The sequence below is a fragment of the Chlorobaculum sp. MV4-Y genome (genome assembly GCF_025244685.1).
Classification (GTDB): domain Bacteria; phylum Bacteroidota; class Chlorobiia; order Chlorobiales; family Chlorobiaceae; genus Chlorobaculum.
The window spans coordinates 197163-220136 of sequence record NZ_CP104202.1 but is presented as its reverse complement, the minus strand read 5'-3'; the positions used below and the strand labels follow the sequence as shown (position 1 = coordinate 220136).

Below are 22974 nucleotides of genomic sequence, written 5' to 3'. Positions count from 1 at the left end.
AGTGACTCAGGAGTTATTGTGAATAGCGGTGAGCGCAGCCCTGACAACCTCTTCGACCGACAGGCCGGGGGAAGTCTCCAGAATGCCCGAAATGGCTTTCTGAGCCGCTGGCTTCGGAAAACCGAGCGTCATGAGCGCCGCCAAAGCATCTTCATTCAGCTGGATGGCGTGAGACGCACCCGCTGGCTTGCCGCTCGTCGCTGGCTGGATTTTGAGAATCTTGTCACGAAGTTCAAGAATGATACGGGCGGCGGTTTTTTTGCCCACACCAGTAATGCCGTAAAGGGTTTCCGGACGATTGGCGACAATCGCTTCCTGGATTTCGCCAACGCTCAGGCCCGACAGCGCAGCCATCGCCAGCTTCGGCCCAACGCCGCCGATGGTAAGCAGCAGACGGAAAAGCTGAAGTTCCTCTTCGTCGAGAAAGCCGAAAAGCTGCTGAAGATCCTCGCGAATGTAGTGATGGGTAAAAAGACGAACCTGGCTCCCCTCCGGGGGCAACCGGCGGCTCGTGCCGGACGAGATGTGCAGAAGGTAGCCGATGCCGGATACCTCGACAACCGCCTCCTCGCGGGAGACCGTTACCAGCTCACCTCTTAAAAATGCGAACATGATGTATGGGATGGACGATACCCGGCTCGCGAACCTTTAGCGCCAAGAGAGCGCCGGTTGCTGGCCGGGTATGATTGAATATAAAACATCGCCCAATCGCGACACGCTTGCGAAAGGCCGATGATCAGCCGGCAGTCGGCGTGTAGTTGTTAAGCACTTTGGTCAGCTGTGCTTTCTTGCGCGAAGCCTTGTTGGCGTGGATGTAACGCTTGACACCAAGTCTGTCGAGCTTCTGCACGGCAGCCTTGTAGGCCGCCTCGACTTCACTCTTCGCGGCATTGGCATCGATCAGCTTCTGCATGTTTTTCAAAACGCCCTTGAGTTCTTTTTTACGGGCACGGTTCCTTTCATTTCTGCGCGCTGCCTGTCTGAGTCTTTTTTCGGCTGATTTGTGTAGAGGCATAACCTTGTGCTATTATAATAATATCTTGTTAAGAGTGTGCGGTATCCGCAACAAAAGGCATGTAATATACGAACCTGCCTCGAAAATTAAAAATATCGAAACAAATTATTGACAGAATCCGCCAGACTGACGAGCAGGCTTCGGTGTTTTTTCTGTATATTCCCGCAACAAAACAGCATATCCCTGTCAACTCTCACGATTATAAGCCAATGAGCTTGATGATCAGCGTCTCCGGCATCCGCGGCGTCGTCGGCAAGAGCCTCACCCCGGAAAACCTCACGGCCTTCACCATGGCCTTCGCCACCTGGCTCAGGCGGCGGAAAGAGTCCCGGAACCCCGGCTCACAGTCCAAACCGAAAATCGTCATCGGCAGAGACAGCCGTCCGACAGGCGGCGTCATCACCGGGCTGGTCTCCAACGCACTCTCGCTTTGCGGCTGCGATGTGATCGATGTCGGCATGACCACCACCCCAACCGTCGAGATCGCCACTGTCGGCGAAGAGGCTGACGGCGGCCTGATCGTCACCGCCTCCCACAACCCCGTCGAGTGGAACGCGCTGAAGATGCTCAACGAAAAGGGCGAATTCCTCTCCGCGCCGGACGTGGAGGAACTGCTCGACATCGCCGCCGAAAAAGCGTTCGACTTCGCCCGATGGGACGGCATCGGTGCCGTAACGGCAAACGGCTCGTGGGACGCCGTGCATATCGACCGAATCCTGAAGCTCTCCTACCTCGACATCGACCTCATCAAAAGCCTAAACTTCCGGGTGCTGATCGACGCCGTCGAGGGGGCCGGGTCGTTCATTGTGCCCGAACTCTGCCGCAAGCTCGGCATCCGCGAGATCAAGACCCTTGCCTGCGAAGGCACGGGCATCTTTCCGCGCAACCCGGAGCCAGTCGAAGAGAACCTTCGCCAGACAATGGAGATTCTCGCCCGCGAGAGCTGCGACCTCGGCATCATCGTCGATCCCGACGTTGACCGGCTTGCGCTCGTGTGCGAGGATGGCACGCTCTTCGGCGAGGAATATACGCTGGTCGCCTGCGCCGATTTCTACCTGAAGCACCACAAAGGCCCGGTGGTCAACAACCTGTCGAGCAGCCGCGCTCTCTTCGACATCGCCCGCAGGCACGAGGTGGAGTGCTTCAGCGCGAAAGTCGGCGAGGCCAACGTGACCGAGGTGATGAAAGCAAAAGGCGCAGTGATTGGCGGCGAAGGCAACGGCGGCGTCATTTTGCCGGAGCTGCACTACGGCCGCGACGCGCTCGCCGGCATCGCGCTCTTCCTCCAGGCCTTCGCCGGGTGGAAATCCGAAACGGGCGGCACGCTCTCGCAGTTCCGCAAAACCTTCCCCGACTATTTCATGTCGAAAAAGAAGGTCGAGCTTGCGACGCTGACCAAAGAGGCGCTCGGCAGGATTTTCGACACCGTGGCGGCAAATCATCCCGAGGCAGAGTGCAACCGGCTCGACGGCCTCAAACTCGACTTCCCGGAAGGATGGGCGCATCTTCGCCCCTCGAACACCGAGCCGATCGTCCGGATTTACACTGAAGCCTCGACACAGGCAGAGGCCGACGCCCTCGCTGCGAGCTTCATCGATGAGATCGCAACCGCCGCCGCATCGGCAAATCCGACCGAGGGCTGACCGGCATGAGAATGGGAGCAGGCGCGGCCTCGGGATTCCGCACGCAGCAGGACGAAACCCTCGGCAATCGGAAAAAGGGTTCCGTTGACCGCTATATCATCAAGCGGCTTCTCGGCTACATCAAGCCCTTCAAGGGGCTGGTCGCAGGCGCGGTGGCACTGACCGCCGCCGGTGCAATCCTGACCCCGCTCCGCCCCTGGCTGACCCGCATCGCCATCGACGACCACATCGCCAAAGGAGATCACAAGGGACTCGCCGTCGTCAGCCTCATCATGCTGCTCGTGGTCGTGCTCGACGGACTCAAGCAGTACGCCGCCACCTGGCTGACGCAGCTCATCGGGCAGAAAGCGGTTTACGCGATCCGGCTCGACATCTTCCGCCACTTGCAGCGCCTGCCGATCCGCTACTTCGACCGCAACCCGGTGGGCCGCATCATCACCCGCACCACCAACGACGTCGAGGCGCTCAACGAGATGCTCTCCAGCGGACTCATCACCATCATCGGCGACATTCTGCAGCTGCTCTTCATCGTCGTCATGATGTTCCTGACTGACTGGCGGCTGACACTTGTCGTGCTGAGCATTCTGCCGATCATGATCTACTCGACCATTTTTTTCAAGGACAAGGTACGCCAGGCGTTCCTCGATGTCCGGACACATCTGGCCCGTCTGAACTCCTTTTTCCAGGAGCACATCACCGGCATGAAGGTGGTGCAGCTTTTCGCACGGGAGGAGGCCGAGTTCCAGAAACACTCCGCAATCAACGCCGACCACCGCGACGCTAACATCAAAACGGTCTTCTACTTTTCGATCTACTTCCCGCTGATCGAGTTCCTCAGCTCTGCGGCGGCGGGACTGGTGCTCTGGTTCAGCGCGACGCGGATATTGCAGGCTGATCTGTCGGTGGGCGTGGTGGTGTCGTTCGTGCAGTTTATCTGGCTCTTCTTCCGCCCGTTACAGCATTTGTCGGACCGCTTCAACATCATGCAGACCGCCGTCACCAGCTCCGACCGTATCTTCCGGCTGCTCGAAGAGCCGCTCGATCCCAAACCGGCGAAGAGCGCCCGCTCGCTCGATTCGTTCCGGGATCGGATCCGTTTCGACAAGGTGTGGTTCGCCTACGACGAGGGAAACTGGGTGCTGCGCGACATTTCGCTCGATATCCGGGCGGGCGAAACCGTAGCCATCGTCGGCGCGACCGGCAGCGGCAAGACCACGCTCATCAACATTTTGTCACGATTTTACCCGTACGCGAAGGGTTCAGTGACGATTGACGGCATTGAGCTGAGCGACATTCCCGGCCATGATTTGCGCAAACTCGTTGGGGTGGTGATGCAGGATGTAGTGCTCTTCGCCGGTTCGATTCGCGAGAATCTCTCGTTCGGCGATCCATCGATTTCGGACGAAAAAATTCGGGATGCGGCGCGAATCGTTGGGGCGAACCGATTCATCGAAAAGCTGCCGGGCGGCTATGACTACCGCATCCGCGAGAACGGCTCCGGTCTGTCGGCGGGCCAGAAGCAACTCCTCGCCTTCGTGCGGGCGCTGCTCTACAACCCCGACATTCTCGTGCTCGACGAAGCCACCAGCTCGGTCGATACCGAAACCGAGTCGCTCATCGAACAGGCCACCGACCGCCTGATGAAGCACCGCACCTCGATCATCATCGCTCACCGGCTTTCGACGATCCAGCACGCCGACAAAATCGTGGTGCTGCACAAAGGCACCATCCGCGAAACCGGCACCCACCAGGAGTTGCTCGCCCAGCGCGGTTTGTACTACAAGCTGTATCTGCTCCAGCACCCGGAAAGAAGCAGAATAGAGGGGGCGGCGTAAGAAATAGGGCTATTGGGACTGTTGGGACAGCAAGAGCGAAAAAGAAAACCGATCTCCGATCCTTCTTCCTCCCAAAAGTCCCACCAGTCCGAAGAAGCCCAACTACCACAGCAAGGCAAACCCCGCAACCTCAAAGATTACTCTCCCGCAGCACCTTGACCGGCTCCAGCCGGGCAGCTCTGAGCGAGGGAATCGCTGCCGCAATCGTACTGATGATAACCGTCACGATAATTACGAAGAAAAATACCAGGGATTCCAAGACATGCTGAAACCGCTTTTAGTGAGCGGTCCCTGCGAGCTTTCGATGTGCAGGCTGGCGAGAACGCCGATGGAGCCGGTCGCCATGAGACCTCCGGCAAGCGCGCCGCCGAGGCCGACGAGAAAGCCCTCAAAGACAAACAAACCCACCATCTGCGCCGACGAGAAGCCGAACGACTTCATAACAGCAATGTCGCGGCTCTTCTCGAAAACAGTCGTCACAAGGATGTTCGCCACGCCGAAACCCGACACCACGCCGACAAACCCCACCAGCGACAGCACGATGGAGCCGATCCGCTTGAAAAGCACCAGTACACTGGCATTCTCCTCCTGCCAGGTCAGGCACCGGTAGCCGGTCATCCGCTCCAGATCGCGGGCCAGCGGCGCATCATTGAGCGGATCAGCGACCTTCAGCGCTATGCCGGTAACCTTGTTGGGCGGCATTCCCTCGACAATCTGGCCAAGCTTGAGCGACGAAAGGATCGTGTTATCGGCCGCGTTGATGCCGGTAAAGAATATTCCGGTGACCTTGCCCTGTCGACTGCGTCCGTCGGGCGTAATGATGGTGATCTGGTCGTTCAGCTCCACACCGAGATCTGTGGCCACGGAACTTCCGACCAGCAGCGCGTCGGGGGTTTTTCTGAAGAGCACCAGATCGCCGGAGGTAAGGCTCCGCCCGATGTGGCTGATACGATCTTCGCGATCAATATCCACCCCCTTGAGCACCACCGGCTGGGTGCGGTTCCCCTTGACCGCGATGATCTGCGACTCGACAAACGGCGACGCGGCGGTAACTTTTCCGGAAAACGCCTGAGATGAAACAATATCGAGGACTCTCCCGTAGTTACGCACCTCCTCGGGTTCATCCCTGCCGATGTTGTCCGTCACAAAAGCCGTTCTCGAAACGGCTAACGAATCAAAGAGGTTGGTCGGCACCGGATCGATCTTCTCGCCTTTGACCCGGATATGCGGCGCCGCGTCAATAATGGTTTCGGTGAACGAATCGAGCAGCCCTCTCGTCAGCGAAATGGTGGTGATGAGCACCATCGTACTGACAGAGACAGCAAGCATGGTGGTCAGCGTCTGGCGCTTGCGCCCGAGAATGTGCCTGATGGCTATATCGAACAGGGTTCTGAACATAAGGCGCAAACCGGACAAGCCCGAAAAAAGTTATGGGATATTTGCCATAAGTTATACTTTACAGAGCACCTCTGAAAATCGTTCAACTTAGGAGCCGCCTCCTTTCAATGCAAGAGACAAGCGCAACCATAACCGCCGAACGCAAGCACAGCCACGTCGATATCTGCCTGAACCGGCCGGTCTGTTTCGACGGGCAGGATACCGGTCTTGATTCCTGGAGATTTGAGCACAACGCCGCGCCTGAAGTCGATTTTGCGCAGATCGACCTTTCGACGGAGTTTCTTGGCCATGCTATAGGCTTGCCGCTGATGATCTCTTCGATGACCGGCGGCTACGGCGATGCGCTTGCGCTGAACCGCACCCTCGCCGAAGCTGCCGAACAGTTCCGCATTCCGCTCGGCGTCGGCAGTATGCGCCAGGCGCTTGAAGGAGCGGCGCATCGTGAAAGCTTCTCGATTGTCCGCAAAACCGCGCCGTCCGCTCCGATCTTCGCCAACATCGGCGCGCCCGAAGTAGCCGCCGGACTGAGCCACGAACAGCTCTCGATTTTGATCGGCCTCATCGAAGCCGACGGGCTCATCGTGCATCTCAATCCGGCGCAGGAGCTGTTCCAGCCGGAGGGCGGCACCGACTTCAGCGGATTTCTCGACCGGCTGCACGACATCACCGCCACCATCGGCGTGCCGGTGATCGCCAAAGAGGTAGGCTGCGGCATCTCGGCGACCGTCGCCCGGAAACTCGCCGACGCGGGAGTCAAGGCCATCGATGTGGCCGGAGCGGGCGGCATCAGCTGGCAGAAGGTCGAAGAGTGCCGTTACCTCGACCGCTTCGGCCACGAGGAGCGCTTCAGCCCATCGGCGCTCGATGAATTTCTGAACTGGGGCATCCCGACTGCCGATTGCCTGACCGGCATCCAGACGCTGAAGCGGCAAAACCCGGAGTACGGCGCACTCAGCGTTATCTCGTCGGGCGGCATCCGCAACGGCCTCGACATCGCCAAATCAATCGCGCTCGGCGCGGACATCGCCGCATCGGCGCAGCACCTGCTCAAGGCCCTGCACTCGGGGAGGCTTGAAGAGACGATCCGCACTTGGGCGAATGATCTCCGCGCAGCCATGTTCCTGACCGGTTCAGCCACAACGACACAGCTCAAACACGCACCAATCTACCGTAAACCCTGACGACAGCAGTCATGTCCTCACCGATTACCCAAGCACAGGTTGAAAGCAAGTACCAGCAATACCACGCGAAGATCAACGAAGCGCTTGCCGCGTGCTTTCCGAAAGAGAAGCCGGCAACCCTTTACGGTCCGGCGCGCTACATCCTCGAAGGAAAGGGCAAGCGAATCCGTCCGTTCCTGACTCTGCTCGCCGCCGAAGCGGTCAGTGGCAAGTCCGACAACGCACTTGGCGTGGCCCTCGGCATCGAGGTGCTGCACAACTTCACCCTGATGCACGACGACATCATGGATGCGGCCGATCTGCGCCATGGCCGCCCCACCGTGCACAAGCAGTGGGATGTCAACGCGGCGATTCTTTCGGGTGACATGATGATCGCCTACGCCTACGAGCTGGCGCTCAAGGCGATCAGTTCCCGCCACGCCGAGATGATCCACATCTTCAACGACGCCAACATCACCATCTGCGAAGGGCAGGCGCTCGATATGGAACTCGAACAGCGCAAGGATGTCACCATCGCCGACTACCTCGATATGATCGCCAAAAAAACCGGACGCCTCATTTCAGCAGCGCTCGAAGCGGGCGGCGTGGCGGGCAACGGCACACCGGAGCAGATCGCGGCGCTGGTCACCTTCGGCGAAAAGATCGGACGCGCCTTCCAGATTCAGGATGACTATCTCGACATCATGGCTGGCGACGGCAAATCGGGCAAGGTGCCGGGCGGCGACGTCATCAACGGCAAGAAGACCTGGCTCTTGCTCCGCTCGCTGGAACTGGCCGAAGGCACTGACCGCGAGCTGCTACAGTCGATCTTCGACAACAACGGCACCTCGCCGGAGAACGTCCCGGCGGTCAAGGCAATCTTCGAGAAGTGCGGTGTGCTCGACGAGACCAGGGCGAAAATCAACGAGGATACCGCAGCGGCGCTGGCAGCGCTCGACGCCCTTCCGTTCGAGGAGGGACGCGGCTATCTGAGAGGCTTTGCCAACATTCTCATGAAGCGCGATTTCTGAGCTTGTTTCGGGGGGCCACCCCTCCCCCGAACTCTCTTCAACTCCCCTGCCCCAACCATGACCACGATCCCTGAGCCAGGCGCAGCGCTTTTGCTGCTCATCGTTTCGCAGCTTCCCGGCATCGGCCCATCGAGAGCTCGCACCCTGCTGAACCGTTTCGGTGCGACCCCCGCACTCCTCGAAGCGGACTATGACGCCCTGCGCCAGATTCCCGGCATCGGTGAAACCATCGCCCGCGAAACCGCCGAGCGGCTTGCCAGCCCGGCATGGCTGCAGAAAGCGTATCAGGCAGCCGAAGAGCAACTCGCGCGGGCGGAACGGCTGGAAGCCTCGGTCGTGACCATCCTCGATCCGGCCTATCCACCGCTCCTGAAAGAGATTTACGATCCGCCACTTCTGCTTTTCGTTCGCGGCAATCCCGAGGCGCTCTCTTTGCCCTCGCTCGCCGTCGTCGGCACCCGTAAGGCCACCGCGTATGGCAAGCAGGCCACCGAATTCATCTGCCGCGAAATGGTAAACAATGGTTACGCCATCCTCAGCGGCCTGGCCTACGGCATCGACATGATGGCGCACCGCTCAGCGGTGGAGAGCAATGGCGTAACCGTCGCCGTGCTCGGCTGCGGCATCGACCGCATCTACACCGACCCCGCCGGGCGGCTCTGGCCGAGGATACTCGAACGAGGCGCGATCGTCTCGGAAGAGTGGATCGGCATCAAGCCCGAACCGGGCAATTTTCCGCGAAGAAACCGCCTGATCGCCGGCCTGACCCTCGGCACGCTGATCGTCGAATCGGACATCAAAGGCGGCTCGATGATCACGGCATCCTATGCCCTCGAACAGAATCGCGAAGTGTTCGCCGTGCCGGGAAGCATCTTTTCGAACGCCTCACGCGGCACCAACTACCTCATCCAGCAGAACCATGCCAAGCCCGTATTTTCCGCCGAAGACATTCTCGCCGAGCTCAACCCGGCGCAAAATCCTGCGCTGAGACCACATCCCGAAGCTTCCGAACCGCCCGACCTGAACATCGAGGAGTCGTGCATCGTCGAAGCGCTTCAGTCGGGCGCAATGCATATCGACCTCATCGCCGAAAAAACCGGTCTGAAAATCGACGTCCTGCTGGTACATCTTTTTGAGCTTGAGCTGAAACGGATCATTGAGCAGGAGGCCGGGCAGATTTTCAGAAAACGTACCCCCTGAAACACTCAAAAACCGAACGGTAACGACAAGGCAGAGAATGTTTCTCCAATCCTGTTTTTCTCGGCTTCAATAGTATTTTAAAACCGGAAATGTTACTTTTCGGGGTAACGATTCGATGACAAGACAAAGAACCGTACACGCTGTATCATGAAAAACCTAAACACACCGATAATGTCAGATTTCAAAGGAATCAAGAAAGCGGTATCAGGATTTCTGTTCATGTCGCTCACGCTCGGCATGACCTTCTCGGCTCCACAGGCTTTTGCTGCCGATAATGCCCAGAAAATAGGCGTGGTCGATTATGGCAAGATTTTCCAGATGATGCCGGAAACCAAAGCCGCCGACCAGACCCTCCAGACGATGAAAAACCAGAGCGGCGCAGAGCTTGCCAAACAGCAGAGCGCGCTCCAGAGCGCCATCCAGGCTTATCAGAAAGGAGGGAAACCAAACGCAGTCAAAGAGAAAGAGCTGCGCACTCAACAGGAGAACCTGCAGAAAAGCGCCATGGAAAAACAGAGGCTGCTCGCTCAGAAGGAGCAGGCACTTATCACCCCTATCCGTCAGAAAATTGACGCTACCGTTGCCGCTGTCGCTAAAAAGACGGTTATAGCATGATTTTTGACAAGAGTGCCCGTGTATACGGCGATGACCAGTCCGATATCACCTACAAGGTGCTCGACCAGCTGAACATCAAGTAACATTCTCCTGGAAGCCTTTTGAATTTTCGCCGGACAACTTTTTTTTTCTGGCAATAGTGTTCAGTGCCGCTGGCTGTAGCGCTCCCAAAAAGGAGGCTCGCACGCCGGCGGCTGCTGTTTCAACAAAAGCTGATATGCCTTCCCAGGAAAGCTGGAATGTCACCCTGGTGGTTTCTGACAATGGGAGAACCAAAACGATTGTCAGCGCCCGCCATGCGGCGGAATACCGTCAGGGAGAGAAACAGGAAATCCGGCTCGATGGAGGAATCAACGTACAACTGATCAACCGTGACGGCACCGCAACCCTGGTAACGGCAGGTCGAGGCATCGTGCATGACAACCAGGATATCGAAGCATTCGATAACGTCGTCATCCGTTCAGCGGACAACACGGTCATTCGCACCGAACATATCACCCGATCAAGCAGCAACCGTATGATACGGTCAGACAAATATGTCACTATTTCAGGCCCCTCCCGTACCATACGGGGCTATGGCTTTGAAAGCGATGACGCTATGAAACGGTACAGAATTTTTCATGCCAGCGGTGAAGCCTTATCAAAATAACTCGACTCTGTTTGCGCCGTTATGAAATTACACATGCTCAAATCCAAGATCCACAACGCCATAGTCACCAGTGGAGACCTGGAATACGAAGGAAGCATCACCATCGACAAAGAGCTGCTTGACATGGCCGATATGATCGCCAATGAAAAGGTGCTGGTTGTCAATAACAACAACGGTGAGCGATTCGAGACTTACATCATCGAGGGAACACGCGGACTGCGCGAAATCCAGCTTAATGGTGCGGCGGCCCGTTGCGCGCTGCCCGGCGACGAGATCATTATCATGACCTTCGCCGAAATGGAACCGGAAGAGGCGCGCAACTGGAAACCGATGATTGTCATCGTTGACCGGATGAACAATCCAAAGCGACGCCACAGGGTAGGTTCCGAAGACGAATATCTCGGCTGAAGCCGTCTCAACCCCTCACCAAAAACGTTATGAGTCTGGCAATCGTCATCATGGCCGCCGGTAAAGGCACGCGAATGAAATCGGATCTCCCGAAGGTACTGCACAAGGCCAACGGCAAGCCGCTCGTGGCGTATGTCATCGAAAAATCGCAGGCGCTCGATCCCGACAAGATTGTCCTCATCATCGGCCATCAGGCAGAGCTGGTCCGAACAGCAACCGCCACGTTCCCGGTCGATTATGCCTTGCAGGAGCCTCAACTCGGTACAGGCCACGCCGTCATGCAGGCTGAACCGTTTCTGAAGGATTTTGAGGGAGAGATTGTCATCCTCTCGGGAGACGCACCACTTTTCACCGGGCGCACACTCAGAAAACTGATCGACTTCCACCGTTCGCGGCAAGCTGTCGCCACAGTACTGACCGCCGAGATGGACAATCCAACAGGATACGGGCGGATCATCAGAAGTGATGCGGGTGAAGAGGTGCTCAAAATCGTCGAGCAGAAGGACGCCACGGAGGAAGAAAAAGCGGTAACTGAAATCAATTCAGGCGTGTATGTGTTCAACGCTACCGAGCTGTTTTCCGCCTTGCACGGCATCACCAACAAAAACGCCCAGGGAGAGTACTACCTCACCGATGTGTTCGGAATCTGCTTCGGAAAAGGCAAAAAGGTGTGCGCCTTCAAGGTAGCCGACGCCAACGAAATCCGCGGTATCAACACACCTGAACAGCTCAGGGAAGCTGAACAACTCCTCCAAGGCGACGAGTATTTGTGAAGCTGTCGGCCCGACCGATCCGACAGGCCTGATCTACACAACCTGTACGTCCTATTCGACCGCCAAGATCTATTCTTAATAAAGAAACATCGGCTTGCCCATGACGCTTCGCATCTTCGGACGATAGTAGCACAGGTCGTACAGTTCGCTGATATCGACCTGCTTGGTGTTCGCCGACACCTCTGCAAGCGGAAGACAGGTGTAGATACCCTGCTGAAGCGCCACCATGACGCCGAAGGTGCCTTCCGCGATCAGCTCCACGGCCAGCTGTGCAAAATTGAAGCCGACCATCAGATCCAGAGCATCTGGAATACCTGAACGCATCAGATAGCCAAGCGGCTGGCAAATGACATCCTGCCCAGTCAACATCGAGATGGTTTCGCGGGTCAATTGGCCAATTCCGGCAGGCTCATGGCCATCCTCGTCGTACCGCCGTCCGCAATATTCGATCATCTTGCTGCCAATCATCCGCGCGCCTTCACTGATAGCAATCATGGCATATTGGCTCGGATTGGCTGCCTTGTCCTGAATGACATAATCAGCGAGAGTTTCGGGGTCGAAAGGGACTTCCGGAATGAGGGCGCGATCAACACCGGCCAGGTAGGCACTGACGAGGCAGGTCTCTCCGGTGCTGCGTCCGAACAGCTCGACAATGGTGATGCGCTCGTGCGAACCGGAGCTGGTACGGAGCTGGTGAATGTACTGGACACTGCGGGTGACGGCCGTGCCGAAACCGATGCAATAGTCCGAGCCATAAACATCGTTGTCCATCGTCTTTGGCACGCCAATCACCTTGACACCAGCTTTGGCCAGGTGATCGGCGTAGCCGATTGTGTCGTCACCACCGATGACAATGATGACATCCAGGCCGAGCGCATCAATACTCCGCAGCACATGATCGGTCAGATCAAAGTTTCCGGAGTGATGCAAGCCCGTGCGCAACAGGTGTGGCGAGTTGCGAAGAAACGGGGGAATCTCGTTTTTTTTGAGGTTGCCGGGATTGATGCGGCTGGTGTGAAGCAAGGTGCCGCCGGTACGATCGATTCTGCGGACAAGCCCGGAATCAAGATCGGCGATATGCTCCGCGCGGGATGCCGGATCATCGGGATCAAACGCCAGAAGGCCATTCCAGCCCCGGCGGATACCGGTCACCCGGTAACCCTTCTCGGCACTGATCGTTACGATGGTCTTGATGCACGCGTTGATACCGGGAGCGTCGCCGCCGCCGGTCAAAACACCGATATGCATGGCAATTATCCCGTCAAAGAGTTGGGGTGCAAAAAAACGGCAAGAACCGGCTTACTTCCGCGAGCGTCTCGTTTTTTTGAGATCGCTGCCAGCGGCAAGCTCCCGGCGGGAGTCTGATGCGATATCGCTGGCCGTGCGGGTATCAATGTTTTCCGCCGGCGACTGAAGGCCGGTGGCGTTCATGGAGTAGAACTCGATCAGGTTGCCGTCGGGATCCATCACGAAAAAGGCGCGCCCTTCGCGGCGATGCGCGGGCTGGGTCACCAGGTGCACGCCGCGGTCATCGAGATAGACGGCGGCCTCATCCACCTCGGTGTCAGAGGCCAGCCTGAATCCGAAGTGATCCACGCGGATGTCGCGCGCATCGGCTGTGCCCGGCGTTTCCGCCTTGACCAGCACGAGCATGTCGGAATTGATCCGGAGGTAGGAGATGTTTGCCCCGGCGCGGTGATCGACCCGAAAGCCGAGAATTCCGGCATAGAACTCTTCGGACAACCGGACATCGTTGACCCGAAGCGTGATCTGGTTAATCCCCGTCAGATTCATCTTCATCCCCGTTCTCCGCTACTTTCGTTTCGGGACTCTTTTCGAGCACATAATCGTACTGGTGATCGAGATACTGCGCCACCGCCTGCTGTGACGGCTTTTCGCGGCACTCGAACTCCACGCTGATGGCGATCTGCTCGGGAAACACCTTCTCCGATTCGGACTCCGACGCGGGGTTCCGGATCATCTCCTTGTAGGGCATCAGGCGCTCTTCGAGTTCAGCCCGCTCCTCCTCGTGAATCTCCCTCGCTTTCTTTGAAATGGCTACAACGGTTTCGTAGAGATTTCCATGCGTACTTCTCAGCTTGTTCAAATCGACAGGTTTGACCGACATGGCAATAGTGCGTTATGGTTGTGGAAGAAACTCGGCGATCCGCGCCGCAACCGCATCGACGGTGCGCCCGAGATCGTCGTTGACCACGACAAAATCAAATTCTCCGGCATGAGACAGCTCCATCTCCGCCCGTTCGAGACGGGTCTTCAACGCCTCGGGGCTCTCGCTTTCGCGAGCCTGCAGGCGGCGGGCAAGCTCCTCCATGCTCGGGGGTTTAAGAAAAACGAGTAGCGCCCGGTCCCCGAAAATCCTCTTGAGGTTCAGCGCGCCCTTGACATCGAGATCGAAAAGCAGATTGCGGCCCGCTTCGATCGCCTCGCTGGTCTTGTCGAGCAGCGTTCCATAGAAGTTACCGAAAAAGAACTCGTGTTCGATGAATCCGTTTTCAGCGATCTTTTTCTCAAACGCTTCGCGGCTCAGGAAGTGGTAATCGACGCCATCACGCTCGCCTGAGCGCATCTGGCGCGTCGTGGCCGAAACTGAAAATTCGAGAGAGCCGAGACGCTCCATCACCAGCTTGGCCACCGTCGATTTGCCGGTGCCCGACGGGGCGGAAAAAACGATCAGCCTGCCCTGGCCCGAAACCTGTTCTGCGCTCATAGGCTTATTCGATGTTTTGCAGCTGCTCCCTGACCTTTTCGAGTTCCTCCTTGATGTGTACCACCTTCTGCGAAATGTCCGCATTCTGCGATTTCGAAGCGATGGTGTTAGCCTCGCGGAGCTGCTCCTGCAGGAGGAAATTGAGCTTGCGACCAGAGCCGCTCGAACTGTTGTTCAGCTCTTCAATGAAAAACTTGTTGTGGCTGTTGAAACGAATGCACTCCTCGGTAATATCGAGTTTCTCGGCAGCAATGACGATCTCCATTTCAAGGCGATCCTTGCTGTACTCGACATCGCGACCGGCAATCGCGCTGATTTTGGAGGCCAGCCGTTTGCGGATCGTTTCGAGATTGTCCGCGGCAATCTCGCGAATATCTTTGAGCGTGCGTTCGATTTCGTCGATCCTCGACAGAAAGTCAGCCGCAAGCTCTTCGCCCTCTTTCTGGCGCATCTCCTTGAGATTACCAATAGCCTCAATAAGCGCTGACTGGGCGATAGGCCAGATTTCGTCCGGGTGCTCCAGAATGGTATGGTCCGACTCGAAAATTTCGGAAAAGCGAAGGACATGATCGAGGGTGACCGGAGCTTCGATTTCCGCCTCCCGGCGGACGGTTTCAAGAAGAGACTTGTAGGCCCTCACTTTTGAAGGGTTTACAGTCACCGGTAACTGCTCGGCCTCTTCGAGCTGAAGCTGGACAAAAGCCGATATTTTGCCTCGCTGGAAACTGGCGCGGATCAACTCCCTGACCTCCAGCTCCCACGACAGCAGCTGCCTGGGCAGCTTGACCCCGATTTCGGCAAAACGATTGTTGACCGAGCGAAGTTCGACAAGCACCTTCATACCCTTTTCCGAACGCTCGGCACTGCCGTATCCGGTCATGCTTTCCAACATACATTCACTCTGTTACATTCTTGAAAATACCTGCGGAGAGCAGTCTCCGCAGGCTTCGGGCAACCCGGTTACTTACGCAAATCGAGCTCGGCGAGCACCTTGCGGTAACGTTCGATATCGACCTTCTTCAGGTAGTTCAGCACGCGCTTGCGTTTTCCGACCAGCATCAAGAGGCCACGGCGTGAGTGTTTGTCTTTGGGATGCTGCTGAAGGTGACCGGTCAGATCGGCGATCCTGCGGGTGAACAGGGCAACCTGCACTTCCGCTTTTCCGGTATCCGTCGCAGAATCACCAAACTTCGTAATAATCTCGGTTTTGTGTTCTTTTGTCAGACCCATGATGTTTGCTCTGTGATATGTTTGTAAATAACGAAATAAAAAATGGCCCTTAATATAGCATTATTTCTTGCAGAATCCCGCCTCTTTTTTATCGAGTTCGAGCTGCGCCCGGAGTTCGTCGATTGAGGCGAAGCGCCTCTCTTCCCTGATAAAATCGAGCATCCTCACGATCAGAAACCGTCCATACAAATCACCTGAAAACCCGATGATGTGAGCCTCAACCCTCACCTCGCCATCTGCCGATATGGTCGGACGACGGCCAATGTTCATCATGGCAGAGTACTCCCTGCCGTCGATCTCGACACTGGCGGCGTAGACTCCATGGGCCGGAACCATTTTGCAACGGTCGGGAAGGGCGAGATTAACTGTCGGAAATCCGATGGCGCGACCAAGTTTGTCGCCTTCGACCACCATGCCGCTAATCGCGTACGGCGCCCCGAGACATTCGTTGGCATCCCGTATCTTTGCCGCTTCAAGCAATCCCCTGATCCGGGTGCTCGATACCGGCGAACCGGCAACGATCACTTCGCCGACCACATCGACGCTGAAACCGCACTCCGCGCCAAGCGTGTGCAGCGTCTCTTCGTTGCCACTCCGCCGTTTGCCGAAGCCGTGGTCATAGCCGACGGTGACATGGCGCGCGCCGAGCATCTTCACCAGCACTTCGCGGATAAACGCTTCGGAGCTTTTCGAGGCGAACTGCCGGTCGAAACGCACCACGAAGAGCAGGTCAATCGGCATCGAGCCGAACTGACTGATCTTCTCGTCGAAGGTTGTCAGCAAGCGCACCGGACAGCCATCGCTACCTTCGAGCACGATTCTCGGATGCGGCTCGAAGGTCACCACGACGCTTCTGAGACCCAGCTCTCTGGCGTGTCCGATCATGGAACCGACAATCTTCCGATGGCCGACATGCAGTCCGTCGAACGAACCGATGGTCACCGCCGATGGCTCCGGTGAAAGCTGAATCGGTAAACCGGTTACGGAATCAAGGACCGTATCGCCCTGCAAAACTACGACGCGCATACTCCCTGCTTTTTTACTCTTCGATGGCCGAAGCGGCACGGGCTATTTCGTCAACGACAGCATCGACGCTCATCGCATCCGAAAGCTGGTACTGACCAATCGCAACCCGTTTCAATGATTTGAGATAGCCGCCAACGCCAAGCAGTTCCCCCAGTTCATGGGCAATCACCCGGATATAGGCACCCTTGGAGACCCTGGTGTAAAAATAGACATACGGCAACTCAATACCGGTAATCTCGAACTGGTGAATCTCGATCTGGCGAGCCTTGCGCTCCTTGACCTCGTGGCCCTGCCGCGCCAGTTCGTAGAGCCGCTTGCCGTTGTGCCAGACCGCCGAGTGCATCGGAGGCTGCTGCATCCGCTCTCCGGCCATCGATGCTGCGGCCTCAAGGATGGCCTGCCTGTCAAGATGCGAAACATCCCGGATGTCGTACTCCTCCGACTCCGTGTCGTGGCTCGCCGTTTTCGCGCCCAGCCTGATCGTGCCTTCGTAGGCTTTGTCGAGCAGTTCAAGCGATGAAATGGTCTTGGTTTTGCGCCCGGTGGCAAGAATCAACAGGCCGGTGGCTTTCGGGTCGAGCGTGCCGCAGTGACCAACCTTCCGCTTTGCGCCATTGCGCTTGTACGCGCCGCGAATTTTGGCTACCACGTCGAACGAGGTCCAGTCGAGCGGCTTGTCCACAAGCAGATAGTCACCCTCTTCGCTCAGGATGGGCATGCGGCATTGTTCGCTCATCGTCGTGGTCATTCCGGACAATACGGGTTACGGCTGCTCTTGATCCCGGGCAGGCTTGACCGATTTGAGCAGTTGCTCGATCCGGTTGGCCTGCTCGAACAGACGGTCTTCATAGAACTCAAGCTCAGGAATCCGCCTGAACTGGTGGCGGATTTTCGCAGAGAGCGTCTTGCGGATCATCTTGTTTTCGGCATCCAGATACTCCATCACCTCTGCTCGCTGCGCTTCCGAACCGATCACCGACACATAAACCCTGGCGATGCCAAGATCGGCCGTAATCCTCACCTCGGTCACGGTAACCAGCGGCCCGCTTCTTGGCAGCTCTTTCTCGAAAATAGCACTCAACTCCCGCTGCAACAGCGAGGAGACTTTATCGGTACGTATTGACATGAGGGCTCTCCTTTCAGCTCAGAGCTTGCGTTTCTTCTCGACGATCTTGTAGGCTTCGATCACGTCGCCCACCTTGATATCGTCGTATCCTTTGAGGCTGACGCCGCACTCGTAGCCGGCATCGACCTCCTTGACGTCATCCTTGAAGCGTTTGAGCGAGTCGAGCTGGCCTTCAAAAATCTGCACGCCGTCGCGAAGGAGACGGACTTTCGAGTCGCGCGGGACTTTGCCTTCCAGCACGTAAGCACCGCCGACATTGCCCACCTTCGGCACCCTGAAGACCTGGCGGATTTCGATCGAACCGAGGCTCTCCTCGTGCAGTTCGGGCGACAACATACCTTCGAGCGCCGTCTCCACATCTTCGAGCACGTGGTAGATAACGCTGTAGAAGCGCACATCGAGGTCTTCTTTCTCGGCGAGCCGCTTGGCGTTGACGTTCGGGCGCACCCGGAAGCCGATGATGATCGCATCCGAAGCGGCGGCCAGCAGCACGTCGGTTTCGGTGATCTGACCGACACCCTGATGGATGATCTGCACCTTGACCTCTTCGTTGTGGATCTTCATCAGACCGTCAGCCAGCGCCTGGATCGATCCGTCGGTATCGGCCTTGATGATGACGCTCAGCTCCTTTTTCAGGCCCTCCTTGATCTGGCGGGCGATGCTGTCGAGCTTGACGCGGGTGCTGCGGCGGAACTCGTGCTCACGTTTGATGATCTGGCGTTTCTGGGCCAGGTCGCGGGCATCGCGGTCGGAGGCCATCACGGTCAGCACGTCGCCGGACTGCGGCATATCCTCGAAACCGAGCACGCGCACCGGCGTCGAGGGACCGGCCTCGTGAATGCGCTTTCCGCGTTCGTCCATGAGCGCCCTTACCTTGCCCAGCGAGTTTCCGGCCACGAACGGATCGCCAACCTTCAGGAAGCCGCGCTGCACCAGCACAGTCGAAACCACGCCTTTGCCTTTGTCAAGCTCGGACTCGACAATGATACCGCTGGCCATGATCTCTCTCGAATAGTTGCCCTTCAGCTCGCGGATTTCCGCCTCGGTGAGCACCTTCTCCATCAGCTCGCTGATGCCGATGCCCTTCTTGGCTGAAATCTCCTGACACTGGGTTTCACCGCCCCAGTCCTCGACCAGCACGCCCGCTTCGGAGAGCTGCGTCTTGATCTTCTCGACGTTTGCCTCGGGCTTGTCGATCTTGTTGAACGCCACGACGATCGGCACGCCCGCCGCCTTGGCATGGTTGATCGCCTCGACGGTCTGCGGCATGACGCTGTCGTCGGCAGCCACCACCAGAATGACGATATCGGTCACCTGCGCACCACGAGCACGCATGGCGGTGAAGGCCTCGTGACCCGGCGTATCGAGGAAGGTGATGTGGCGTCCGCCATCGAGCGCAACCTCGTAGGCGCCGATGTGCTGGGTGATGCCTCCCGATTCGCCCGCAACCACGTTGCTTCGGCGGATGTAGTCGAGCAGCGAGGTCTTGCCGTGATCGACGTGGCCCATGATGGTCACCACCGGAGGACGGGTCTGCAAATCCTCTGCGTTGTCCACCAGCTCTTCGGTCGTCGTCGCCTCGATTTCGGAGATGAACTCGACCGCGAAACCAAATTCAAGACCGATCAGCTCGATGGTCTCTTTGTCGAGACGCTGGTTGATGGTCACGAACTTGCCCATCGAGAAACACTTCTGGATGATCTCCTTGGCGGTCAGCCCCATCAGTTCGGCAAGCTCGTGCGGCGAAGCGTACTCGGTCACCCTGATCAGAGTCTTTTCAGCCTCACGCATCGCTTCGGCCTCCTCGAACTCGCGTTCGCGTTCCATACGGCGCTGCTTACGGAACTTCTGGCGGGAGCCGGACGAACTGCTGTCATCCATGCCGCTGATCGTGGTCTTGATATTCTTGGAGATGACCTTGTCGTCAACCTCGACCTTCTTTTCTTCTTGGCCTTCTTTTTCTTGACACCGGCATCCTCTCCGGCAGCCGTAGTCTCGCCCTCACCAGAACTCTTCACGGCTTTCTTTTGGCTGCTTCACTATCTTCGCTGCCAGCGCTCACCACATTTTCAAACTCACCCTTGAGTTCGACAGCACTCTCTCTGAAGCTCTTCTTGCGAGACCTCTTTTTCCGCTCCGCTTCGCTGATGACATCAATCGTACCAAGAACCGTCAGACCACCGATCTTCTGCGGCGCTTCATAGGTCTGCATCGACTCGGGCAGAGTCTGAACCAGCGGCATCACAACTTCCGGTCCTGCGGTCTCCGCAACAGGCGCCTCAACCACCACAGGTTCTGCTTCAGCAACAGGCTCGGCAGGCGGCGGCTCGGCGGCAACAGGCTCGGTGACAGATGGCTGGTCGGCAACCGGTTCCGGCTGCGGCGTGGAAGCAACCGGAGGAACGGCAGGCGGCTCGGCGGCAACGGGCGTTGTTACGGTTTGCGGAGGAATCTCGATTTTGACTTCGGGCGCATGCAGCACAGGCGCCGGAGGAGGAGCGATGCTCAGGCTCTCCTTGAGCTGCTGCTCCTTTTCGTACGCTTTCCTCGACTGCTCTTCGAGCCTGGTCAGGCGCTTCTGCTTTTCAGCCCTGATCTTGCGGGTCTCATCGACCTGCTTTTTTTCCTGGCTGAAATTGCCGAAAATCATGTCACGCATCTCCTCGCCCACCATTGAAGAGGTCGAGGCAACCTTGCCTCCTTCCTGCTTGACAAACTGCAGGACCTCCTGGGGACTGACCTGCAGCTCCCTGGCAATATCACTGATGCGGTACCTTATCTGTTTTTCCTCGATAGCCATTGGCCTCTCCTGGATGATTATCCTCTTGCCGGAATTCCTTCACAATCCGCCGCCCTGACGCCTGCCTGGAAATTCCATGGTAATTCTCAGTTTGTTTCTTCGTCCAAGCGCTCTTCAGGATTCAGGCTCTCGCCCATATCCATGTTCTCGCCCATGAGCAACCTGTTGCGGCTGTCGTCGAGGAGCGCCTTGAACTCATCCTCGCTGAACTGCTCACGCACCGTGCGGTAAATCGTTTCGGCAATCTTCTTCCAGTACCGCTTCTCATCGTCGGAAATCCTGCGCTCACGAAGCTTTGTGGGCTTGCGCCCCTTGTTGAAAACAAACAGCTCTTCGGTTTTCGGGGCACCGATCAGCGCCTCCTCGATCTTTTCGACGCCCCCTTGCAAAATCTTTTTTGCCGTGTCGAGGCCGCCATCGAGCAGCTGGTAGATCATGTCGTCGCCAAACTCTTCCCGGAACTCGATGATATCGATGTCGTTCGGATCTTCGAGCGACTTGTCGATCACGTCGCGATAAACATCGATTTCGTAACCGGTCAGCTTTTCGGCCAGATGGATGTTGTTGCCGTTCTTGCCGATGGCGTACTTGATCTGGTCGGGCTTCAGCATGACGCGCGCCTTGCGGGTCTTCATGTCGGCGTGCACAGTCATCGGATCGATCTTGGCTGGCTGAAGCGCGCGGGCAATGAAAACCTGCGGCTCGTCGGTGTAGTAGATAACGTCGATGTTCTCGTTGTTCAACTCCTTGACGATGCTCTGGATGCGCTTGCCGCGATAGCCCACCGTCGCGCCGACCGGGTCGATGCGCGAGCTGGTCGATTCAACAGCCACCTTGGCACGCTCGCCCGGCACACGGGCGATGCCCTTGATGACGATCAGGCCATCGAGAATCTCGGGAACCTCGCTTTCAAAAAGCTTGTAAAGGAAGCGGTCATCAACGCGCGAAACGATCACCTTCATGCCGCCGTCCGGCTTCTCGCGCTCCTCGACGGTGCCGTCGTCGTTGCGCACATTCACCTTCTCTCGCTCGATGCGCTTGACGTACAGCTTCATGCGCGGCGTGCGGCGCGGATTGTCCTTTTTCATCATCTCCGCCTTCGGCAGCACCAGCTCGACGCGGTGATCCTTGGAGGTGTTGTAGGTGAAGATCACCTCGTTCGGCCTGACCTGGTAAACCTCACCGGCCACCACCTCGCCGACCTTTTCGAGGCAGTCCTCGTAAACGGCCAGGCGCTCCAGGTCGCGCACTTTTTTCTGCACCGACTGCTTGATGATCTGGATCGACTTGCGGGTCAGGTAGTCATCGAGCTTGATCGGCCCCTCTTCGTAATAATCGCCGAGTTCAAGTGAATCGTCGATCTTGCGAACCTCGTTAATATCGATTTCGATGGTCGGAAGATCGACGTCATCGACAATTTTCTTCAGAATATACACCTCGAAATCGCCACGCTCGGGATTGATGAAGATATTGGCCTCAACCTCGGGATCGTAATCTTTCCTGAGCTGTTTCTGGATGATCTCCTTGAGCAGGTCGGCAATGTCCATCTTGACCGCGGCGCTCTCGGAGCGCTTTTCCAGAAAGATCTTCGACTGCTCGATTTCCCCGAAAGCGCTGGCGATCTGCGCCTTCTGATCCTGAGTTTCACCCTTTAGCTGCTTTCTTGGCATCGCTGTGTGATCTTTATTGATATAAAATAGTCTGCGATTCGTTTTTGCACTTCACGGAACTATGACCTACAAACCGGTCAGCACAACCACCTTGACGACATCGACGAGGCGAAGCGTCAGCGGCGGCTCACCAGCAGTTCTTTTTTTCCTGCCCTCTTTGACGGCCTCGATGGTGATCGAGGGCTGCTCGACTTCGGGCCCAACGGCGGCTTCGAGCAATTTGCCCGCAATCTCCTTCGGCTGCCCCTCTTGGTCGAGGTAGTTCACCCGGATCAGACGGCTCAGATGACGCAGATACTGACGCTGCACCTGAATCGGCTCGCCAATGCCGGGGGATGAAACCATAAGATCGAACTCTCCGCTCGAAAGCATGATATCTTCTTCGCACGCTTCAAGACGCGCCCTGATGGCCCGGCTTAACTTTGCACACTTATCAATGCTGACCCCTTTGTCGGTATCGACGGTCAGCTCGATTTTCCTGCCGCCCGCGCGAATAGCGGCTTCGACAACGTAAATCTCTTCACCGGTTGTGGCAGAGAGTTCAGCGATCGTTTCGCCAATCGCCTTCTTTATCAAGTCATCCGTCATCGTATCAATTGCTTCGCTCGAATTTCCGAAAACAAAAAGTGGGGATCCCCCACTTTCAGAAACTTTGCTTCTAACAGGC

22 protein-coding genes and 2 pseudogenes are annotated in these 22974 nt (G+C 57.2%); 9 read left to right on the top strand and 15 right to left on the bottom strand.

What is annotated here, in order from left to right:
• Positions 1-6 precede the first annotated feature (6 nt).
• Both ruvA and rpsT read right to left on the bottom strand, forming a co-directional pair.
• Entirely contained in the window at positions 7-612 is a 606-nt protein-coding gene (gene ruvA / locus NY406_RS01075; RefSeq protein WP_260534755.1) for a Holliday junction branch migration protein RuvA, read from the bottom strand.
• A 124-nt stretch (positions 613-736) separates the two neighbouring features.
• Positions 737-1015 (bottom strand): 30S ribosomal protein S20, encoded by a 279-nt coding sequence (gene rpsT / locus NY406_RS01070; RefSeq protein WP_260534754.1) that lies wholly within the window; start codon positions 1013-1015, stop codon positions 737-739.
• Positions 1016-1224: 209 nt separating this feature from the next.
• On the opposite strand from rpsT, the gene glmM reads away from it, so the two are divergent.
• Together glmM and NY406_RS01060 are read left to right on the top strand one after the other, a co-directional pair.
• Entirely contained in the window at positions 1225-2658 is a 1434-nt protein-coding gene (gene glmM, locus NY406_RS01065) for a phosphoglucosamine mutase (RefSeq protein WP_260534753.1), read from the top strand.
• Between the two features lie 5 nt (positions 2659-2663).
• On the top strand, positions 2664-4493 hold the full coding sequence (locus NY406_RS01060) for an ABC transporter ATP-binding protein (protein WP_260534752.1): 1830 nt from the start codon (positions 2664-2666) through the stop codon (positions 4491-4493).
• A 130-nt stretch (positions 4494-4623) separates the two neighbouring features.
• Here the strand turns inward: NY406_RS01060 and NY406_RS01055 are convergent.
• A pseudogene (locus NY406_RS01055) lies at positions 4624-5891 on the bottom strand (ABC transporter permease).
• A 107-nt stretch (positions 5892-5998) separates the two neighbouring features.
• Between NY406_RS01055 and fni the strand changes: the two are divergent.
• From fni to NY406_RS01020, 7 genes are all read left to right on the top strand, one after another.
• Positions 5999-7072, top strand: coding sequence for a type 2 isopentenyl-diphosphate Delta-isomerase (gene fni / locus NY406_RS01050; protein ID WP_260534750.1), 1074 nt, complete (start codon positions 5999-6001; stop codon positions 7070-7072).
• A gap of 11 nt (positions 7073-7083) precedes the next feature.
• The gene (locus NY406_RS01045) at positions 7084-8082 is read left to right on the top strand and encodes a polyprenyl synthetase family protein (protein ID WP_260534748.1); all 999 of its coding nucleotides are present in this window, start codon (positions 7084-7086) and stop codon (positions 8080-8082) included.
• Positions 8083-8139: 57 nt separating this feature from the next.
• Positions 8140-9282: a DNA-processing protein DprA gene (gene dprA / locus NY406_RS01040; protein WP_260534746.1), complete on the top strand. Its 1143-nt coding sequence runs from the start codon at positions 8140-8142 to the stop codon at positions 9280-9282.
• A gap of 171 nt (positions 9283-9453) precedes the next feature.
• Entirely contained in the window at positions 9454-9897 is a 444-nt protein-coding gene (locus NY406_RS01035; protein ID WP_260534744.1) for an OmpH family outer membrane protein, read from the top strand.
• A gap of 139 nt (positions 9898-10036) precedes the next feature.
• Positions 10037-10546, top strand: coding sequence for an LPS export ABC transporter periplasmic protein LptC (lptC, locus tag NY406_RS01030; protein WP_260534743.1), 510 nt, complete (start codon positions 10037-10039; stop codon positions 10544-10546).
• Positions 10547-10567: 21 nt separating this feature from the next.
• Positions 10568-10954, top strand: coding sequence for an aspartate 1-decarboxylase (gene panD, locus NY406_RS01025; protein ID WP_010931944.1), 387 nt, complete (start codon positions 10568-10570; stop codon positions 10952-10954).
• A 29-nt stretch (positions 10955-10983) separates the two neighbouring features.
• A complete protein-coding gene (locus NY406_RS01020; protein ID WP_260534742.1) occupies positions 10984-11727 on the top strand; it encodes a sugar phosphate nucleotidyltransferase in 744 nt (247 codons plus the stop codon).
• A gap of 75 nt (positions 11728-11802) precedes the next feature.
• Here NY406_RS01020 and NY406_RS01015 read toward each other — a convergent pair whose 3' ends face one another.
• The 12 genes and pseudogenes from NY406_RS01015 to NY406_RS00955 form a co-directional block, all read right to left on the bottom strand.
• A complete protein-coding gene (locus NY406_RS01015; RefSeq protein ID WP_260534741.1) occupies positions 11803-12975 on the bottom strand; it encodes a 6-phosphofructokinase in 1173 nt (390 codons plus the stop codon).
• Between the two features lie 51 nt (positions 12976-13026).
• Positions 13027-13521 carry a VOC family protein gene (locus NY406_RS01010; RefSeq protein WP_260633715.1) on the bottom strand — a complete coding sequence of 165 codons (495 nt, stop codon included), beginning with the start codon at positions 13519-13521 and terminating at the stop codon, positions 13027-13029.
• Entirely contained in the window at positions 13502-13855 is a 354-nt protein-coding gene (locus NY406_RS01005) for a hypothetical protein (protein ID WP_260534740.1), read from the bottom strand. The genes NY406_RS01010 and NY406_RS01005 overlap by 20 nt, the downstream gene beginning before the upstream one ends.
• A gap of 12 nt (positions 13856-13867) precedes the next feature.
• Positions 13868-14455: a guanylate kinase gene (gene gmk / locus NY406_RS01000; RefSeq protein WP_260534738.1), complete on the bottom strand. Its 588-nt coding sequence runs from the start codon at positions 14453-14455 to the stop codon at positions 13868-13870.
• 4 nt (positions 14456-14459) lie between these two features.
• The gene (locus tag NY406_RS00995; RefSeq protein WP_260534737.1) at positions 14460-15347 is read right to left on the bottom strand and encodes a YicC/YloC family endoribonuclease; all 888 of its coding nucleotides are present in this window, start codon (positions 15345-15347) and stop codon (positions 14460-14462) included.
• 68 nt (positions 15348-15415) lie between these two features.
• A complete protein-coding gene (gene rpsO / locus NY406_RS00990) occupies positions 15416-15685 on the bottom strand; it encodes a 30S ribosomal protein S15 (RefSeq protein WP_260534736.1) in 270 nt (89 codons plus the stop codon).
• Between the two features lie 60 nt (positions 15686-15745).
• Positions 15746-16711 carry a bifunctional riboflavin kinase/FAD synthetase gene (locus tag NY406_RS00985; protein WP_260534735.1) on the bottom strand — a complete coding sequence of 322 codons (966 nt, stop codon included), beginning with the start codon at positions 16709-16711 and terminating at the stop codon, positions 15746-15748.
• Positions 16712-16724: 13 nt separating this feature from the next.
• Positions 16725-17447 (bottom strand): tRNA pseudouridine(55) synthase TruB, encoded by a 723-nt coding sequence (gene truB / locus NY406_RS00980; RefSeq protein WP_260633714.1) that lies wholly within the window; start codon positions 17445-17447, stop codon positions 16725-16727.
• 27 nt (positions 17448-17474) lie between these two features.
• Entirely contained in the window at positions 17475-17837 is a 363-nt protein-coding gene (rbfA, locus tag NY406_RS00975) for a 30S ribosome-binding factor RbfA (RefSeq protein WP_260534734.1), read from the bottom strand.
• A gap of 18 nt (positions 17838-17855) precedes the next feature.
• Positions 17856-20637 (bottom strand): annotated as a pseudogene (infB, locus tag NY406_RS00970) (translation initiation factor IF-2).
• An 86-nt stretch (positions 20638-20723) separates the two neighbouring features.
• Complete coding sequence (nusA, locus tag NY406_RS00960; RefSeq protein ID WP_260534731.1) at positions 20724-22307, bottom strand: transcription termination factor NusA; 1584 nt, start codon at positions 22305-22307, stop codon at positions 20724-20726.
• Positions 22308-22373: 66 nt separating this feature from the next.
• Positions 22374-22895, bottom strand: a complete 522-nt coding sequence (locus NY406_RS00955; RefSeq protein WP_260534730.1) for a ribosome maturation factor RimP — start codon at positions 22893-22895, stop codon at positions 22374-22376.
• Between the last annotated feature and the right edge of the window lie 79 nt (positions 22896-22974).

Bases quoted from the DNA above. Each gene is read 5' to 3' on its own strand.
- ruvA (WP_260534755.1), bottom strand. From the start codon at position 612: ATGTTCGCATTTTTAAGAGGTGAGCTGGTAACGGTCTCCCGCGAGGAG.
- rpsT (WP_260534754.1), bottom strand. From the start codon at position 1,015: ATGCCTCTACACAAATCAGCCGAAAAAAGACTCAGACAGGCAGCGCGC.
- glmM (WP_260534753.1), top strand. From the start codon at position 1,225: ATGAGCTTGATGATCAGCGTCTCCGGCATCCGCGGCGTCGTCGGCAAG.
- NY406_RS01060 (WP_260534752.1), top strand. From the start codon at position 2,664: ATGAGAATGGGAGCAGGCGCGGCCTCGGGATTCCGCACGCAGCAGGAC.
- fni (WP_260534750.1), top strand. From the start codon at position 5,999: ATGCAAGAGACAAGCGCAACCATAACCGCCGAACGCAAGCACAGCCAC.
- NY406_RS01045 (WP_260534748.1), top strand. From the start codon at position 7,084: ATGTCCTCACCGATTACCCAAGCACAGGTTGAAAGCAAGTACCAGCAA.
- dprA (WP_260534746.1), top strand. From the start codon at position 8,140: ATGACCACGATCCCTGAGCCAGGCGCAGCGCTTTTGCTGCTCATCGTT.
- NY406_RS01035 (WP_260534744.1), top strand. From the start codon at position 9,454: ATGTCAGATTTCAAAGGAATCAAGAAAGCGGTATCAGGATTTCTGTTC.
- panD (WP_010931944.1), top strand. From the start codon at position 10,568: ATGAAATTACACATGCTCAAATCCAAGATCCACAACGCCATAGTCACC.
- NY406_RS01020 (WP_260534742.1), top strand. From the start codon at position 10,984: ATGAGTCTGGCAATCGTCATCATGGCCGCCGGTAAAGGCACGCGAATG.
- NY406_RS01015 (WP_260534741.1), bottom strand. From the start codon at position 12,975: ATGCATATCGGTGTTTTGACCGGCGGCGGCGACGCTCCCGGTATCAAC.
- NY406_RS01010 (WP_260633715.1), bottom strand. From the start codon at position 13,521: ATGAATCTGACGGGGATTAACCAGATCACGCTTCGGGTCAACGATGTC.
- NY406_RS01005 (WP_260534740.1), bottom strand. From the start codon at position 13,855: ATGTCGGTCAAACCTGTCGATTTGAACAAGCTGAGAAGTACGCATGGA.
- gmk (WP_260534738.1), bottom strand. From the start codon at position 14,455: ATGAGCGCAGAACAGGTTTCGGGCCAGGGCAGGCTGATCGTTTTTTCC.
- NY406_RS00995 (WP_260534737.1), bottom strand. From the start codon at position 15,347: ATGTTGGAAAGCATGACCGGATACGGCAGTGCCGAGCGTTCGGAAAAG.
- rpsO (WP_260534736.1), bottom strand. From the start codon at position 15,685: ATGGGTCTGACAAAAGAACACAAAACCGAGATTATTACGAAGTTTGGT.
- NY406_RS00985 (WP_260534735.1), bottom strand. From the start codon at position 16,711: ATGCGCGTCGTAGTTTTGCAGGGCGATACGGTCCTTGATTCCGTAACC.
- truB (WP_260633714.1), bottom strand. From the start codon at position 17,447: ATGAGCGAACAATGCCGCATGCCCATCCTGAGCGAAGAGGGTGACTAT.
- rbfA (WP_260534734.1), bottom strand. From the start codon at position 17,837: ATGTCAATACGTACCGATAAAGTCTCCTCGCTGTTGCAGCGGGAGTTG.
- nusA (WP_260534731.1), bottom strand. From the start codon at position 22,307: ATGCCAAGAAAGCAGCTAAAGGGTGAAACTCAGGATCAGAAGGCGCAG.
- NY406_RS00955 (WP_260534730.1), bottom strand. From the start codon at position 22,895: ATGACGGATGACTTGATAAAGAAGGCGATTGGCGAAACGATCGCTGAA.